We start from the raw sequence: 13,708 nt of genomic DNA on the forward strand, positions 1-13,708 counted from the left end.
GTATTTGTTCTAACAACAGAGGGTATTTCTCTAAGTTGTACTGCCTAATATTTAATTAGCGATTAGCAGTATATTGTGTTATGTGCTGTTGTAATTGTGTTAAGAAGAGTTTTCCTATAGGTGAAAGGGCGGTATTCTTCTTCCATAATAGGTGACAGCCAATGTCGAGTTTTGGTGATAATGGAATAGTAACAAGATTTGTTCCCTCTGTATTTATGAGGCCCTCGACAGTAAGTACTGAGCCGATGCCAGCTCTTGCCATAACAGATGCGTTATAAACGAGATTATAATAGCCTGCAATATGTATTTCCTCCAATGGTTTTCCCATCCATGAAGTGATAAATAAATCTGCATTTGTTTGACCTGATATAATTAATGGTTCTTCAAACAAGTCTGTGTTAGTTATTTGGGAAAGGTTTGCAAGGGGGGCATCGTTTCTCGTAATCAGCACCCAGTAATCTGTATAGGGTAAAGAGATAGTATTATATTTTCTTGTATCAACATTACCCATAGTGACTGCAAATTCGATTAAGCCAGTATCGAGATTGTTCATTGTATGATCGGCATTAGCACTAGTGAATGATAGTTGTACACGAGGATAGTCTTTTTGAATCGAGTGAACAATATTAAATAAGAATTGATTTTGTATGGTTTCTGCGCCACCTAATGCTAATATGCCAGTTATATCATCTGTAGACTGTAAATTAGATACTGTATTAGATACTAACGACAATATTTGCTTTGCTTTATCAAAAAAATATTCTCCATCTTGTGTAAGCACTATACCTCGATTCGTACGTTCAAATAGTATAGTGTTAACCTCATTCTCCAATTCTCGTAATTGAATGGAGAGAGTTGGTTGCGTAATGTGTAGACGTTGAGCCGCTTTAGTCATGCTCTTTTCTGTAGCAGTTACAACAAAGTATTCAAGTACACGTAATTCCATGGAACCTCATTTCAGGATTTAAAAAATATATAAATGGCTAAGAGAAATATGATCAATGTATAACTCTTAAATTTAGTTCTAGATATAGAAAAAAATAATATCTATGTATATATTATAGTAAATTGTTATTCTTGGGAAGTGCAGCTATACTAAATGCATAAGGTAGTTTAATTAAAACATAGAAATTATTAGTTAACTTAGAAAACTGATACATAATTAAATGGAGGTAATTATGAAACCAATTCAAATATTGAAACAAGCGGTATTATTAGGTGTATTTTTAACAATTGGTAGTGGAAGCACGGGTATTGTTGGTGCTATAGACACTGTGCCTGTAGCAGTTACACAAATGAAAAATGTAAAGGAGGTCGCTGTGGTGGAAAATTGGGATAAAATTTTTAAACAAAATCCAAATGTAGCACATCAAAAAGTAGAGTTTAAAAACCGATATGGCGTTACTTTAGTAGGTGATTTATATACGCCTAAAACAGTAAAAGAAGGGGAGAAGTTACAAGCTATAGCCGTAGCTGGCCCATTTGGCGCTGTTAAGGAACAATCGTCTGGTCTATACGCACAAGAATTGGCGAGTCGTGGCTTTATAACCTTAGCTTTTGATCCTTCCTATTCTGGTGAAAGCACAGATGGTATTACAAAAAATGTGGCTACCCCGGAGATGTATACAGAAGACTTTAGTGCGGCTGTTGACTTCTTAGGTATTCAAAGTTTTGTAAATCGTGATGAAATTGGTATTCTCGGCATTTGTGGACTCGGTGGATTTGTTTTGAATGATACGGCTATGGATACGCGTGTTAAAGCTGTTGCTACAAGTACAATGTATGATATGCCTCGTGTCATTCAAAATGGGTATAACGATGCTCATCCGGAACAACGAGGAAATTTACTCAAAATGATGAACGAAGCACGTTGGGCTGATGCAGAATCTGGTACAGCGGCAGTAGGACCTCGTATTAATCCTGAACCAGCTGCTGATGCACCACAATTTTTAAACGATTACTATGATTTCTATCGCACAAAACGGGGGTATCATGAACGCTCTGTTAATTCCTCTGGTTCATTTACTGCGACAACAATGTTGCCATTCTTAAATGCATCTATTATGCAGCATATAGATTCTATTTCTCCACGTCCTGTAATGATTGTAGCCGGTGAAAAAGCTCATTCCCGTTATTTTTCTGAAGATGCGTACAAAGCATTAGGGGATAATCCTAATAAAGAATTAGTTATAGTGCCAGATGCTGTACATACTGATTTATATGATAATATGGATAAAATTCCTTTTGATAAATTAGAGTCTTTCTTTAAAAGTAATTTGAAATAAGGTATGTTATGATTACATATGATGAAAAAAAACTAGAGGCTGCCCTAGGGCATGCCTCTACATGGTTAGAAATACTCAAAATAAATAAGTCGGTCTCAATTCCAGAAAATTCATATTTATTTAAAAGCATCCATCAACTATTAGAATCTGCTATGGTAGAAAATAGTTCTCTGAATCAAATACCGCCATTGCAATCAAATATACGTGAGCAATTATCAAAGTTATGGGATGCTAATATTGATCCGTCAGTATTTGTACATACTCCATTTCATACGGACTTCGGAAAACATACTGTGGTGGGAAAGCATGTTTTTATTAACAAAGATGTATTCTTTACCGATTTAGGTGGCATTCAGATTGATGATCATGTATTAATAGGTCCTAGGTGTTCATTAATAACTGTTAATCATAGTATAGATCCTAATAAACGAAGAGGTTTAGAACTAAAACCTATTCATATTAAAGAAAATGCTTGGCTCGGGGCTAATGTCACTATATTACCTGGTGTAACTGTTGGTAAAAATTCTATAGTAGGTGCCAATAGTACGGTAACAAAAGATATACCTGATAACGCTGTAGTTGTAGGAACACCAGCTAAGATTATAAAATTCATATAAAACCATTGACACTATATAGGTAAATTGATATTATTATATGGCAGTCAGGATGGACTTAATTCATCCTTGACGACAGATTGATGATTATGTTATAGTAATTATCGGTTCTGTATGCGGGAATAGCTCAGCGGTAGAGCACCGCCTTGCCAAGGCGGGGGTCGCGAGTTCGAATCTCGTTTCCCGCTCCATACATTCCTCGATAGCTCAGTCGGTAGAGCAATCGGCTGTTAACCGATCGGTCGTAGGTTCGAGTCCTACTCGAGGAGCCATTTGACTCACTAGCTCAGTTGGCAGAGCACCTGACTTTTAATCAGGGTGTCCCGCGTTCGAGTCGCGGGTGAGTCACCATTTCTGGCCCGTTGGTCAAGCGGTTAAGACACCGCCCTTTCACGGCGGTATCCCGGGTTCGATTCCCGGACGGGTCACCACATATGGACGATTAGCTCAGCTGGGAGAGCGCCTGCCTTACAAGCAGGATGTCGGCAGTTCGATCCTGTCATCGTCCACCATTTGCGGGAATAGCTCAGCGGTAGAGCACCGCCTTGCCAAGGCGGGGGTCGCGAGTTCGAATCTCGTTTCCCGCTCCATACATTCCTCGATAGCTCAGTCGGTAGAGCAATCGGCTGTTAACCGATCGGTCGTAGGTTCGAGTCCTACTCGAGGAGCCATTTTTATTGGCCCGTTGGTCAAGCGGTTAAGACACCGCCCTTTCACGGCGGTATCCCGGGTTCGATTCCCGGACGGGTCACCACATATGGACGATTAGCTCAGCTGGGAGAGCGCCTGCCTTACAAGCAGGATGTCGGCAGTTCGATCCTGTCATCGTCCACCAAAGTAAACGGTTATCTTCGGATAACCGTTTTTTAGTATCTAAATTAACTAATAGTTGAATTTAATAGTTTCATTGTATTGGAATCTCATTAAATCTTATACTTTAAAAAGATACTTGCTGATAAATAAAACGAGTACAACTCATTGTAGTTGTACTCGTTTCGTATAGTGTATATAGTTATAGTATATTTTGATATTATCGCGGTGCATACATGATGATATATACACCTACAAGGCACACGATACCACCGATAATATCATACATATCTGGTCGCAAGCCGTCCACAAGCCAACCCCATAGGATAGATAGGGCGATGAACACCCCGCCGTATGCTGCATATACCTTACCAAAGCTAGCTTCTGGCTGGAAGGTAGGAATGATGCCATATAAGAATAAAATAAAAGCACCTGTGATTAGGTAAATAGGTCCTTTGTCGTCACGCATGTAGAGCCATACGAGATAGCCGCCACCGATTTCCGCAAGTCCTGCTAGTATAAAGAATAGAATAGATAAGAGCATAGTAACCTCACTGTATTCTTACTGTATTAATTGAAATCTATTCTCTATTGTACAACCTGAGTTAGAAGAGAGCAATTATTTTATACCCTTAAACTATTAATCGTTTAGAGTGAAAGAGAAAATTTACTCACAAATAGATTTTAGTAGTGATGGAATTGAGTCATGTTTTGAATATAATTAAACCCCGTACACCTAAAAAGTATACGGGGTTTTGTTATTTTTTATAAACGTGGTGGTGATTCGCTTTGTATATAATCCATAAAGGTATGCATGGTTTCTGTTTTAGAATTATTCTTCTTAAATGCGAAGCACACTTGTAGTTTGAATGGTTTTTCTAAAGGTACAAAGCCATCATTGATGTTTAAAGACGTTAAAATTTGGCGTGCTACGATGCAACCAGATTTATTCTTTTGACAGTAGTCGATCATTGTATATGGATTGGATAGACGGCTACCGCGGATATGTAGGTTTTGTTGACCGTTGCCGACATAGTTTTTCAATGTGCGATACATAAAGTATTTAGGCGGATACATGAGCAATGGTTGTTGCTGGATAGCTTTCAAACTAGCCGTTTCCATACCTTCTACTAAGTTTGGCGCATAGTATACAAATTCATCCTCTCTAAGAGCGGTGGATTCGTAGGCAGACATATCCTTATTATTTGGTAAATAAAGCAATGCAATGTCGATGCGATTTTCGCGCAAGTCGAGCATCACTTCTTCTTCTTCCATGTCGTAAATGCTGACAGAGAATTCAGGATGGTTTTGGAAGAAGTGGGATACGTAACCGTTTAGACGGATATCCCCGAGACTACGTAATACGCCAATGTTTAGAATTGGACGTTCCACCTTGCTCGCTAAACGAATGGATTGGATAGCTCGTTCCAACGTGTCGAGAACTTGTTCTGCTTCTGGTAGAAATAACTCACCTTCTGGTGTTAATCGGCTACCTCTTGTAGAACGGGAGATTAATTTCACACCAACTAAACGCTCTAATTTTTTCATTTGAGCGCTGAAAGCTGATTGTGTAATATTCATAGATTGTGCAGCTAATGTAAAGCTTCCTGTTTTATTATAGGTAATAAAACTTTGTAGCTCTTGCATTGTAGGTAACTCTTTCATGTTATTCCCCCAACTTAGACATAAGACTCCAATGATACCTATTACCTTACTTATTCATATTGTAGCATACTATAATTGATTTTTCATCTAAATCTATAAAATATGATGAAACATGCACAATCGATATAGTGCGTCGTATTATCGTAAAAAAGTGTAATTAAAATTGTGATTATGCACTTATTTCAATGACTTTCATAAGTATCAATAATTGACATAAGTAGATGAAAATGATATTATACTTGGGTACCATTATGTGTAGGTACAAGTTTATTTTAATCTTATGAGGTGATAATCACATGGCAACGAGAAGAGAGGCTCGATTCAAACTTTGTCGTCGCTTTGGTGTGAACGTATTCGGTCACGCAAAAGCCTTGAATCGCGTCAAAAAAGACCAACGTCAGAAGAAAATGTCTGAGTATGGCACACAATTATTAGAAAAACAAAAAGTTAAAGCTTACTACAACTTGCTAGAACGCCAGTTCGTACGCTATTATGATAAAGCGAAAAAAATGCAAGGTGTTACGGGTCAAAACATGTTGATCCTTTTGGAACAACGCCTTGATAATCTTGTATATCGCATCGGTTTCGGTAACTCCATTCGTCAAGCTCGTCAAATGGTAAACCATGGCCACATCTTGGTAAACGGTCGTCGCGTAGACATTCCTTCCTTCTCCTGCAAACCAGGCGATGTAATCGAATTACGCGAAGCATCTCGTGACAACGAAATGTTCAAAACTAACTTCCAAGAACTTCGTTCTTTCGAACTTCCTTACATTGAAAAAGACTTGGAAGGCTTCAAAGCTACATTCACTCGTCTTCCTCAACGTGAAGAACTTCCTATCGAAGTTAACGAAACACTTATCGTCGAATTGTACTCTAAATAATTTGGCGCAAAAATCCGCAGTGCAACGCACTGCGGATTTTTTATATATTATGTGTGTATTATTTATAAAAGGGTAAATCAAATAATTATCATAAAATTTATCTTTCTTGGTTTAATCGAGTATAGCCTATTATAATAGAGGTACTTATGATTATCCCCAGTCCACATATAAAAAATATATCATGTAGCGGTAATACATTTGCTAAGTTTGTAAATATAGTTATTGATAATATTGATCCAATAGAGAAGCCTGTACTTACCGAACCGCTAGCTAATGTTAACTCTTCCTGTGAAAAAATAGATTGTATATATGCATGAACTAAAACAACAGCTGTAAATAATAATATTTCAGATATACTATATAGAATATAAAGTTGTTCTATTGTTTCTATATAGCCTATGTAAAAAATACTTCCCCCATATAGTATAAAAAGAGGAAACAAAATCTTTTTAAAACTCGTTGCTAAGTTAATGGTAAAATATTTAGCAAGAATTCCAAAAACAATGAATGATGCCAATCTAGAGATTGTTTGCGTATATCCATACTGACTATCAGTTAAATGTAAGATATCTTTAATAAATATTAATAGTAGAATCGGTATACACATATAAAATATTCTGACTAATATACCCAAATAAACTATAAAATTAAGTTTTTTATTTAGGAATAACAATTTATATCCCTTTATTAAAAGTTGAATGCGGTCATATATGCTTTCCCTAATAGTTTTTTTTAAGATAGTTGAGTGTGATTGTATTTTTATATTTCTATTTAATTGATAAAGTAGGTAGGCTGAAATAATATAAGTAATTGCATCAATAACGAATACCATCGTTAAAGAGTAATTAATTATAATGCTAAATAATAAGGAACCACTTATCAATGCAAAACGATTAATAGACCGGAGCAGTGCATTAAATTTGACTAGATCATTTGTTATATTAGGTATAAAAGAAAGTCTAGCGATTCCTAAAATTTTATTATTAAAACCTATAAGAAAAGCTATGATATATACTAGATAAAGATTATCTATGAAAACAAAAATTAATAATATAAAACCCGAAACTATTTCAGGAACTACCATAGACCACATTAAGCCTTTTTCTTTTACAAGTATCCCTAAAAATGGGCCTAATAACATTCCAACTAATAATGTCGCTATCGTAACTGCCCCTGTATTAAAGGGACTGTGGGTGGTATTAAATATATATGTTATAAAGCCTAGTGTTGTTGCTGTGCTTCCCATTGTTGAAAAAAATAGAGCACTATTTAAGAGAAATGAGTTTTTGTTTTCTAGATTCATATTATCATCTCCTAGATTATAGAAGTACAGATATAATATGTATTGTTTTACAAAATCTAAACTAAACTTTTATCAATTTCTGATATTATATATTCATAATTCTATATAAATATATAAATTTCCTGCACAATATAAAGTAATATGTAATATAAGTAGGTTTTTGTTAATGCAAGATAATAAAGGGGACTATTTATTTTTATCATTTAGAGGAGATCAATGGATTTTATCCGTATTGAGTTAGAAGAAAAATATATCGCTGATGTTGAGTCTCGAGAGGAGTGTATTGCCTTTAGTGTGTACATTAAAAGTGGTGATTTTTCCGGACGAGGCACATTTGTTTATACTGTAAATGAATTTAGACAATTAATCAGTCAACTCAAATTAATATATATTACATTAGATGGATCCGTTCGTATTGCGTATGATGATTCGGATGATTATGTCCATATTATATGTAAATCATATGGACATATAAAAGTAGAAGCTCAATTGGGAGGCAGTTGGCGTGATAATTGGGTTAAACTTCTTCTTAATACTGATCAGACCGTATTGAATAAGGTAATACAGCAATGTAATTCTATATTAAAAAATTAATTTGATGACAGCATATAACTACTAAATTTTAATTGACACAAACCCATAAAATCTGTATACTATTTTGAGTAAGCTTTAGTCGTGTTTCCATTAGCCCCGGAAGCGAGGACTAGCTGATTTTGGTAGAATTATGACGTTATTAGGAGGATAAGCAGCATGAAAACTACATATATGGCCAATCCGAACACAATTGAACGGAAATGGTATGTTGTTGACGCTGAAGGTAAAACTTTAGGACGCCTTGCTGCCGAAGTTGCAAAAGTTCTTCGGGGCAAAAATAAACCAACTTTCACACCACACGTAGACACTGGTGACCATGTGATCGTTGTAAACGCAGAAAAAATTCGCGTAACTGGTAAAAAATTGGAACAAAAGGAATACTTCCGTCACTCTGGTTACCCAGGTGGTTCCCGTTTCACTAAATTGGGTATGATGCTTGAAAAACAACCTGAACGTGTTGTTGAGATGGCAGTTCGTGGTATGCTTCCAAAAAATAAATTGGGTGCACAACAATACCGTAAATTAAATGTATACGCTGGTCCTGAGCATCCACATGCAGCTCAAAAACCAGAAGTGTTAGAAATTTCCGTACGATAATCTAGAGGGAGGAATATATAATGGCAGTAGCACAATATTACGGCACTGGTCGTAGAAAATCTTCCGTTGCTAGAGTTCGTCTGGTACCGGGCACAGGTAAAATCACTGTTAACAAACGTGAACTTAATGATTATTTCGGTCGCCAAACTTTGGAATTGATCGTAAAACAACCTTTGAACTTGACTAACACAGTTGAACAATACGATGTTATCGCAACTGTAGCTGGTGGCGGTCCTTCCGGTCAAGCTGGTGCAATTCGTCACGGTATCTCCCGTGCGTTATTGGACGTAGATGGCGAACTTCGTCAATCTTTAAAAAAAGCTGGCTTCTTGACTCGTGACCCACGTATGAAAGAACGTAAAAAATACGGTCTTAAAAAAGCCCGCAAAGCAAGCCAATTCTCCAAACGTTAATATTTGGAATACAGGTTATTACACCTGCAGACAATGTCTGCAGGTGTTTTTGCATTATTAGATAATTTTTAATACTCAAGTCAGTTTAATTTTCATTCTTTCATTTACATCTATATTTAATTCTCCTATAATAGATATATAATAATCGAATTTTTTCGAAAATAGATTTTTATATAGGAGAAATCATATGATTTATAATACAATTCAGTACGTAGTGGACAACGGTATTGGCACTTTGACCTTTAATCGTCCAACCGTAGCCAATGGTTTTAATATCGAGATGTGTAAGGAGATCCTTGAGGTCTTAGATAAGGCTCATAATGATGAAAGTGTTCGTGCATTGCTTATCAATGCAGAGGGAAAGGTGTTCTCTGCGGGTGGCGATTTAACAGAGATGGAGCGTGCTGTAAACGAAGGGGATACAGAGTCTTTATTTGAAATCGTTGAACTGGTAGCTCAGATTTCTATGGCTATGAAACGCTTGCCAAAACCTGTTATCATGAGCCTTCAAGGGGCTGCAGCAGGTGCTGCCTTCAATATGGCGTTGGCGGCAGACTTTGTTGTGGCTGCTAATAACGTACGCTTTATTCAAGCCTTCGTAAATGTAGGTCTTGCTCCTGATGCGGGCGGTTTATTCTTGTTGACTCGCTCCATTGGTATGAACCGTGCTATGCATATTGTCATGACCGGTGAAGCCGTATCTGCTGAAAAAGGTAAGGAACTGGGTTTTGTGTATAAGGTTTGTGAATTAGAGGATCTAGAGACTGCTACAAGGCGTCTTGTTGAGAAGTTGGCAAAAGGACCTGTACAATCTTACCGAGTTATGAAGGAAATGATGTGGAATAGCTTCTTAGCTGGCTGGGAAGAGTACAAGAAGTTTGAAGTAGAAAACCAATGTGCATTAGGTCTTTCAGAGGACTTCAAAGAAGGTGTACGTGCTTTTACCGAGCGTCGCCGCCCTAAATTTGGTCAAAATTAATATGGATTTATGAATATATGGAATGGAATTTCCTGTAATTCATAAGAAGATACAAATATAATTAGAACCGATGTGGCTCCAACTATTGAGTTACATCGGTTTTGCTTTCATTACACAGAAAAAGTGTATATAATAGAACTATTATAATAGTTTTAGGAGGTCATTATTATATGGCTCAAGATACAATTAAATGTTATGACAGCCCTAGCGATGTAGTTCAAGCATTGGCAGAGGATTTTATTGCTTTCACCAACGAGGAAATCAATCGCACTGAAACGTGTGTTGTTGGTATTACGGGCGGGACTGTTATTAATGGTTTATTAGAATTGCTTAATTCCCCAGAATATATAGAGCGTCTCAATTGGGAACGCATATTCTTTGTGTGGACTGATGAGCGATTCTTGCCACAATCTCATGAGGATAATTACTTCAATCGCGTGAAACCTTACTTGTTGTGCAAGGCGAAAGGGGCGGCTCATTTCTTACCAATCAATACAGATTCTAAAACTGTAATAGAAGCAGCAGCCGAATACGAGAAAGAGGTTAAGACTGTTCTCAAGGCCTGTAAAAAAAGTGGACTAGATTTGGCCTTGCTCGATCTTGGTGAAGATGGTCATACAGCCGGCCTATTTGCAGGCTCTCATGCATTGCGTGTCACAGATCAAGACGTGGTAGCCGTTGAGGATGGAAAGGTATGGGAACGTATTTCTATGACCTTTTCGTTCCTAGCAAAATCTGATGCGGTTTGGTTTACCGTAACTGGTGAAAGTAAGCGAACTGCATTGACAAAGGTATTGTATCAACGCGAAGATTACGAGGATTTACCTTGGGAAAAACGCATTGGTCGTGTATTGCCTGGAGCGGTGCTTTCACAAGAAGCTATGACCTGGTATGTGGACAAGGCAGCCTATGATGATGTACACTAAAGAGTATAAGTAGTAGTAAAAATAAAGGAGATACATATGGGGTCTATAGGAACACCTGAATTAATAGTTATATTAGTGATTGCTCTAGTTATCTTCGGACCTGGTAAATTGCCTGAAGTCGGTAAAGCTATTGGTAAAGGCATCAATGAGTTTAAAGATGCTATTTCGGGGTCTAAAAAGGCTGTTGATGAAACGAAAGAAGCCGTTAAGAAAGCGACTACTATCGACGTAACAGTAGGGGCTAAGAACGACGATAAACATAAAGAAGCTAACGATTAATAGGAGGTAACACTATGTGCAAAGATTGTGGTTGTGGCGAAGATAATGGCGTTGTAACAAAGGTATTTACTGTACCGGGGATGATGTGTAACAACTGTAAAGAAACAGTTGAAGGGGCATCTCTAGGTTTGCCTGGCGTATTAAGTGCAGAAGTAGATTTGCCAGAAAAGACAGCTACCGTTTCTTTTGATCCAACAAAAGCATCTGTAGAAGTTATTACAAAAGCCATTGAACGAACTGGCTTTGAAGTGGCAGGCGTTGCAGACGGAGTACAAAAACATAGTCATGGATTACTAGGCACTTTGAAACGTCTCTTCAGATAATCGAACCGATGGAGCTGTATTGAAACCTTGTTTCGATGCAGCCCTTTTTTGTTTAAAGAGGTAATACGATGATACGTAAGTTTGATGCTAAAAATTTTAAGTGGGATGGTATTGAAACCTTGGTATATAAACAAGATGGTAGTCCTTTTAAAGATGTAACACGTCAAGTATTATACGATGGTGCTTATGATATTCCGTGTCAATTCCGCTATTTTGAATGTTTGCCAGGGGGATATTCTACCTTAGAGTATCACGATCATACTCATATGGTTATGATATTCCGCGGCAAAGGGCAAGTCTTATTGGGCAATGAAATTCACGATGTAGAAGCTGGTGATTTTATCGAAATTCCCGGTAACACAATCCATCAGTTCCGTGCTAATAAGGACGATTATATTGGTTTTCTCTGCTTGGTAAATCAAGACCGGGATAAGGTGAAATTATTATCCCCTGAAGAGATGGAAATGTTACGAGCAAATCCTAAAATCAAAGAATTCTTGGAAAGTTGTTGAGTCTGGTGGAGGTTCTATGAATACTTTTACACGAGCGGCCCTTACCGTTTTAGTGGGTCTCGTCATTTGGATTTTACCTCATACAGAGGCAATCAAGCCTGAAGGTTGGCATTTATTAGCTATCTTTACGGCTACTATTGTGGGTTTTATCTTGCGACCTTGGCCAACGGGCATTATGGCGCTTTTGGGTATTGTTGTAGCCGTAGCCACTAATTCCATCACTATGGTACAGGCTCTAGGTGGCTATGCAGAGGCGAATGTGTGGCTTATCGTAGCGGCCGTATTCTTTTCACGAGGTATTATTAATTCTGGTCTTGGTAAGCGTATTGCGTACACCTTGATTCGCTCTTTTGGCACAAGCTCATTAAAGCTTGCCTATGCGTTGGCTTGTACGGACTTGATTATTTCTCCAGCTACACCATCTAATACGGCGCGTGGAGGTGGTATTGTATTCCCCATCGTACAAAATATTTCCTTAGCTTTTGGTTCTGAACCTTATGGTAATACGGCCCGCCGTATTGGGGCGTACTTGATGACGACGGCACATACTATTAACACTATTACTGTGACGATCTTCCTGACCGCATGTAGCGGTAATTTGCTTATTACGTCTTTAGGTGCTAAACTGTTTGGCTATGATATATCTTGGTGGGAATGGTTCCAAGCAGGTGTCATTCCTGGTGTGATTTGTATGATTTTGATGCCTTGGTTTATCTATAAAATCTATCCACCAGAAATCAAGGAAACACCAGAGGCTGCTGCAATGGCTCAAAAAGAACTAGAGGCTCTTGGACCTATTACGAAGGCTGAAATTTCTGTTGCTATTATCTTTGTACTTTGCATTTTGCTTTGGGCGACAGCGATTTGGACTAAGCTTCATCCTACAGCTGTTGCGATGATGGGGGTTCTGGCGTGTGTTGTGACTGGCTCTCTTAGGTGGGAGGATATCTTGGGTGAACGCACCGGTTGGGATATCCTCATCTGGATGGGCACGCTTGTCGGCATGGCTGGACTTCTTGGTAAACTTGGTGTAGTAGCTGTGTTTGCAGACTTTATAAGTCAACATTTAGCTGGCTTCGATTGGTTCTGGGCATCCTTTATCATTTCCGCTACCTTTGTGTATTCTCAGTATTTTTTTGCCAGTGGTACGGCGCGTATTACGGCTCTGTTCTCCGCCTTTGCAGCTATTTTAGTAGCGATGGGGGCTCCTATTCCGTTTACAATATTGCTCTTTGGTTTGATGAACAGCCCTGGCTGTACATTGACTCACTATAGTTCAGGTGTAACACCGATCTTCTTCGGTGCTGGTTATGTGCCACAAGGTACGTGGTGGCGCGTAGGCCTTGCCATTTCTGTGGTAAGTTTCCTCATTCATTTCTGGGGCGGCACTTTTGGCATGTGGCTCTTTGGTATTTTATAATATATTCAATCCCTCACTACGGTGAGGGATTTTTCTTGTTATATCTATATTTTTATACCTTACTAGGTTTGCTATAGTTTTTGGGTATGGTGAACTTCATAAAA

At 38.0% G+C, this 13,708-nt stretch carries 16 protein-coding genes and 9 tRNA genes; 21 read left to right on the forward strand and 4 right to left on the reverse strand.

Translation table 11 applies throughout. The annotated features are described in order from the left end of the window. Positions 1–55: 55 nt before the first annotated feature. Positions 56–946 (reverse strand): LysR family transcriptional regulator, encoded by an 891-nt coding sequence (locus Q7O55_RS01575; protein ID WP_303927817.1) that lies wholly within the window; start codon positions 944–946, stop codon positions 56–58. Between the two features lie 232 nt (positions 947–1,178). Between Q7O55_RS01575 and Q7O55_RS01580 the strand changes: the two genes are divergently transcribed. The 11 genes from Q7O55_RS01580 (at position 1,179) to Q7O55_RS01630 (ending at position 3,734) form a co-directional block, all read left to right on the forward strand. Beyond that, on the forward strand, positions 1,179–2,285 hold the full coding sequence (locus tag Q7O55_RS01580) for an alpha/beta hydrolase (protein ID WP_303927819.1): 1,107 nt from the start codon (positions 1,179–1,181) through the stop codon (positions 2,283–2,285). A gap of 8 nt (positions 2,286–2,293) precedes the next feature. Next, entirely contained in the window at positions 2,294–2,902 is a 609-nt protein-coding gene (locus Q7O55_RS01585) for a sugar O-acetyltransferase (RefSeq protein WP_303927821.1), read from the forward strand. Between the two features lie 113 nt (positions 2,903–3,015). Further along, positions 3,016–3,090 (forward strand) — tRNA-Gly (locus tag Q7O55_RS01590). A 5-nt stretch (positions 3,091–3,095) separates the two neighbouring features. Continuing rightward, positions 3,096–3,171, forward strand: a tRNA-Asn gene (locus Q7O55_RS01595). Between the two features lie 3 nt (positions 3,172–3,174). Next, a tRNA-Lys gene (locus Q7O55_RS01600) sits at positions 3,175–3,250 on the forward strand. A 5-nt stretch (positions 3,251–3,255) separates the two neighbouring features. Continuing rightward, a tRNA-Glu gene (locus tag Q7O55_RS01605) sits at positions 3,256–3,330 on the forward strand. A gap of 5 nt (positions 3,331–3,335) precedes the next feature. Next, positions 3,336–3,411 (forward strand) — tRNA-Val (locus tag Q7O55_RS01610). Between the two features lie 3 nt (positions 3,412–3,414). After that, a tRNA-Gly gene (locus tag Q7O55_RS01615) sits at positions 3,415–3,489 on the forward strand. Positions 3,490–3,494: 5 nt separating this feature from the next. After that, positions 3,495–3,570: transfer RNA gene (locus Q7O55_RS01620), tRNA-Asn, on the forward strand. Between the two features lie 8 nt (positions 3,571–3,578). Beyond that, positions 3,579–3,653: transfer RNA gene (locus Q7O55_RS01625), tRNA-Glu, on the forward strand. A 5-nt stretch (positions 3,654–3,658) separates the two neighbouring features. Continuing rightward, positions 3,659–3,734, forward strand: a tRNA-Val gene (locus tag Q7O55_RS01630). A 195-nt stretch (positions 3,735–3,929) separates the two neighbouring features. Here the strand turns inward: Q7O55_RS01630 and Q7O55_RS01635 are convergent. Next, positions 3,930–4,253 carry a YnfA family protein gene (locus Q7O55_RS01635; RefSeq protein ID WP_303927822.1) on the reverse strand — a complete coding sequence of 108 codons (324 nt, stop codon included), beginning with the start codon at positions 4,251–4,253 and terminating at the stop codon, positions 3,930–3,932. A 221-nt stretch (positions 4,254–4,474) separates the two neighbouring features. After that, a complete protein-coding gene (locus Q7O55_RS01640; RefSeq protein WP_303927823.1) occupies positions 4,475–5,374 on the reverse strand; it encodes a LysR family transcriptional regulator in 900 nt (299 codons plus the stop codon). 296 nt (positions 5,375–5,670) lie between these two features. On the opposite strand from Q7O55_RS01640, the gene rpsD reads away from it, so the two are divergent. Beyond that, complete coding sequence (gene rpsD, locus Q7O55_RS01645; protein ID WP_004695181.1) at positions 5,671–6,258, forward strand: 30S ribosomal protein S4; 588 nt, start codon at positions 5,671–5,673, stop codon at positions 6,256–6,258. A 97-nt stretch (positions 6,259–6,355) separates the two neighbouring features. On the opposite strand, the gene Q7O55_RS01650 is transcribed toward rpsD, so the two are convergent. Beyond that, complete coding sequence (locus Q7O55_RS01650; protein WP_303927824.1) at positions 6,356–7,561, reverse strand: MFS transporter; 1,206 nt, start codon at positions 7,559–7,561, stop codon at positions 6,356–6,358. Between the two features lie 216 nt (positions 7,562–7,777). On the opposite strand from Q7O55_RS01650, the gene Q7O55_RS01655 reads away from it, so the two are divergent. The 9 genes from Q7O55_RS01655 (at position 7,778) to Q7O55_RS01695 (ending at position 13,604) form a co-directional block, all read left to right on the forward strand. Further along, positions 7,778–8,155 carry a hypothetical protein gene (locus Q7O55_RS01655; protein ID WP_303927825.1) on the forward strand — a complete coding sequence of 126 codons (378 nt, stop codon included), beginning with the start codon at positions 7,778–7,780 and terminating at the stop codon, positions 8,153–8,155. 156 nt (positions 8,156–8,311) lie between these two features. Next, a complete protein-coding gene (rplM, locus tag Q7O55_RS01660) occupies positions 8,312–8,752 on the forward strand; it encodes a 50S ribosomal protein L13 (protein WP_008714963.1) in 441 nt (146 codons plus the stop codon). A gap of 20 nt (positions 8,753–8,772) precedes the next feature. Next, a complete protein-coding gene (rpsI, locus tag Q7O55_RS01665) occupies positions 8,773–9,165 on the forward strand; it encodes a 30S ribosomal protein S9 (protein WP_004695188.1) in 393 nt (130 codons plus the stop codon). Positions 9,166–9,352: 187 nt separating this feature from the next. Then, on the forward strand, positions 9,353–10,144 hold the full coding sequence (locus Q7O55_RS01670; protein ID WP_303927828.1) for an enoyl-CoA hydratase: 792 nt from the start codon (positions 9,353–9,355) through the stop codon (positions 10,142–10,144). 170 nt (positions 10,145–10,314) lie between these two features. Continuing rightward, positions 10,315–11,070: a 6-phosphogluconolactonase gene (pgl, locus tag Q7O55_RS01675; RefSeq protein ID WP_120056009.1), complete on the forward strand. Its 756-nt coding sequence runs from the start codon at positions 10,315–10,317 to the stop codon at positions 11,068–11,070. Between the two features lie 36 nt (positions 11,071–11,106). Next, positions 11,107–11,349: a twin-arginine translocase TatA/TatE family subunit gene (locus tag Q7O55_RS01680; RefSeq protein WP_303927831.1), complete on the forward strand. Its 243-nt coding sequence runs from the start codon at positions 11,107–11,109 to the stop codon at positions 11,347–11,349. A gap of 14 nt (positions 11,350–11,363) precedes the next feature. Then, entirely contained in the window at positions 11,364–11,672 is a 309-nt protein-coding gene (locus Q7O55_RS01685) for a heavy-metal-associated domain-containing protein (RefSeq protein WP_303927833.1), read from the forward strand. 68 nt (positions 11,673–11,740) lie between these two features. Further along, entirely contained in the window at positions 11,741–12,184 is a 444-nt protein-coding gene (locus tag Q7O55_RS01690; protein ID WP_302498764.1) for a cupin domain-containing protein, read from the forward strand. 16 nt (positions 12,185–12,200) lie between these two features. Further along, positions 12,201–13,604 (forward strand): DASS family sodium-coupled anion symporter, encoded by a 1,404-nt coding sequence (locus tag Q7O55_RS01695; protein WP_303927835.1) that lies wholly within the window; start codon positions 12,201–12,203, stop codon positions 13,602–13,604. The last annotated feature ends 104 nt before the right edge of the window (positions 13,605–13,708 follow it).

The organism is Veillonella parvula (assembly GCF_945949885.1).
Lineage (GTDB): Bacteria > Bacillota > Negativicutes > Veillonellales > Veillonellaceae > Veillonella > Veillonella parvula_B.

What these genes read in the sequence shown, in the direction of transcription:
- Q7O55_RS01575 (WP_303927817.1), bottom strand. Translation starts at nt 946, where the DNA reads ATGGAATTACGTGTACTTGAATACTTTGTTGTAACTGCTACAGAAAAG.
- Q7O55_RS01580 (WP_303927819.1), top strand. Translation starts at nt 1,179, where the DNA reads ATGAAACCAATTCAAATATTGAAACAAGCGGTATTATTAGGTGTATTT.
- Q7O55_RS01585 (WP_303927821.1), top strand. Translation starts at nt 2,294, where the DNA reads ATGATTACATATGATGAAAAAAAACTAGAGGCTGCCCTAGGGCATGCC.
- Q7O55_RS01635 (WP_303927822.1), bottom strand. Translation starts at nt 4,253, where the DNA reads ATGCTCTTATCTATTCTATTCTTTATACTAGCAGGACTTGCGGAAATC.
- Q7O55_RS01640 (WP_303927823.1), bottom strand. Translation starts at nt 5,374, where the DNA reads ATGAAAGAGTTACCTACAATGCAAGAGCTACAAAGTTTTATTACCTAT.
- rpsD (WP_004695181.1), top strand. Translation starts at nt 5,671, where the DNA reads ATGGCAACGAGAAGAGAGGCTCGATTCAAACTTTGTCGTCGCTTTGGT.
- Q7O55_RS01650 (WP_303927824.1), bottom strand. Translation starts at nt 7,561, where the DNA reads ATGAATCTAGAAAACAAAAACTCATTTCTCTTAAATAGTGCTCTATTT.
- Q7O55_RS01655 (WP_303927825.1), top strand. Translation starts at nt 7,778, where the DNA reads ATGGATTTTATCCGTATTGAGTTAGAAGAAAAATATATCGCTGATGTT.
- rplM (WP_008714963.1), top strand. Translation starts at nt 8,312, where the DNA reads ATGAAAACTACATATATGGCCAATCCGAACACAATTGAACGGAAATGG.
- rpsI (WP_004695188.1), top strand. Translation starts at nt 8,773, where the DNA reads ATGGCAGTAGCACAATATTACGGCACTGGTCGTAGAAAATCTTCCGTT.
- Q7O55_RS01670 (WP_303927828.1), top strand. Translation starts at nt 9,353, where the DNA reads ATGATTTATAATACAATTCAGTACGTAGTGGACAACGGTATTGGCACT.
- pgl (WP_120056009.1), top strand. Translation starts at nt 10,315, where the DNA reads ATGGCTCAAGATACAATTAAATGTTATGACAGCCCTAGCGATGTAGTT.
- Q7O55_RS01680 (WP_303927831.1), top strand. Translation starts at nt 11,107, where the DNA reads ATGGGGTCTATAGGAACACCTGAATTAATAGTTATATTAGTGATTGCT.
- Q7O55_RS01685 (WP_303927833.1), top strand. Translation starts at nt 11,364, where the DNA reads ATGTGCAAAGATTGTGGTTGTGGCGAAGATAATGGCGTTGTAACAAAG.
- Q7O55_RS01690 (WP_302498764.1), top strand. Translation starts at nt 11,741, where the DNA reads ATGATACGTAAGTTTGATGCTAAAAATTTTAAGTGGGATGGTATTGAA.
- Q7O55_RS01695 (WP_303927835.1), top strand. Translation starts at nt 12,201, where the DNA reads ATGAATACTTTTACACGAGCGGCCCTTACCGTTTTAGTGGGTCTCGTC.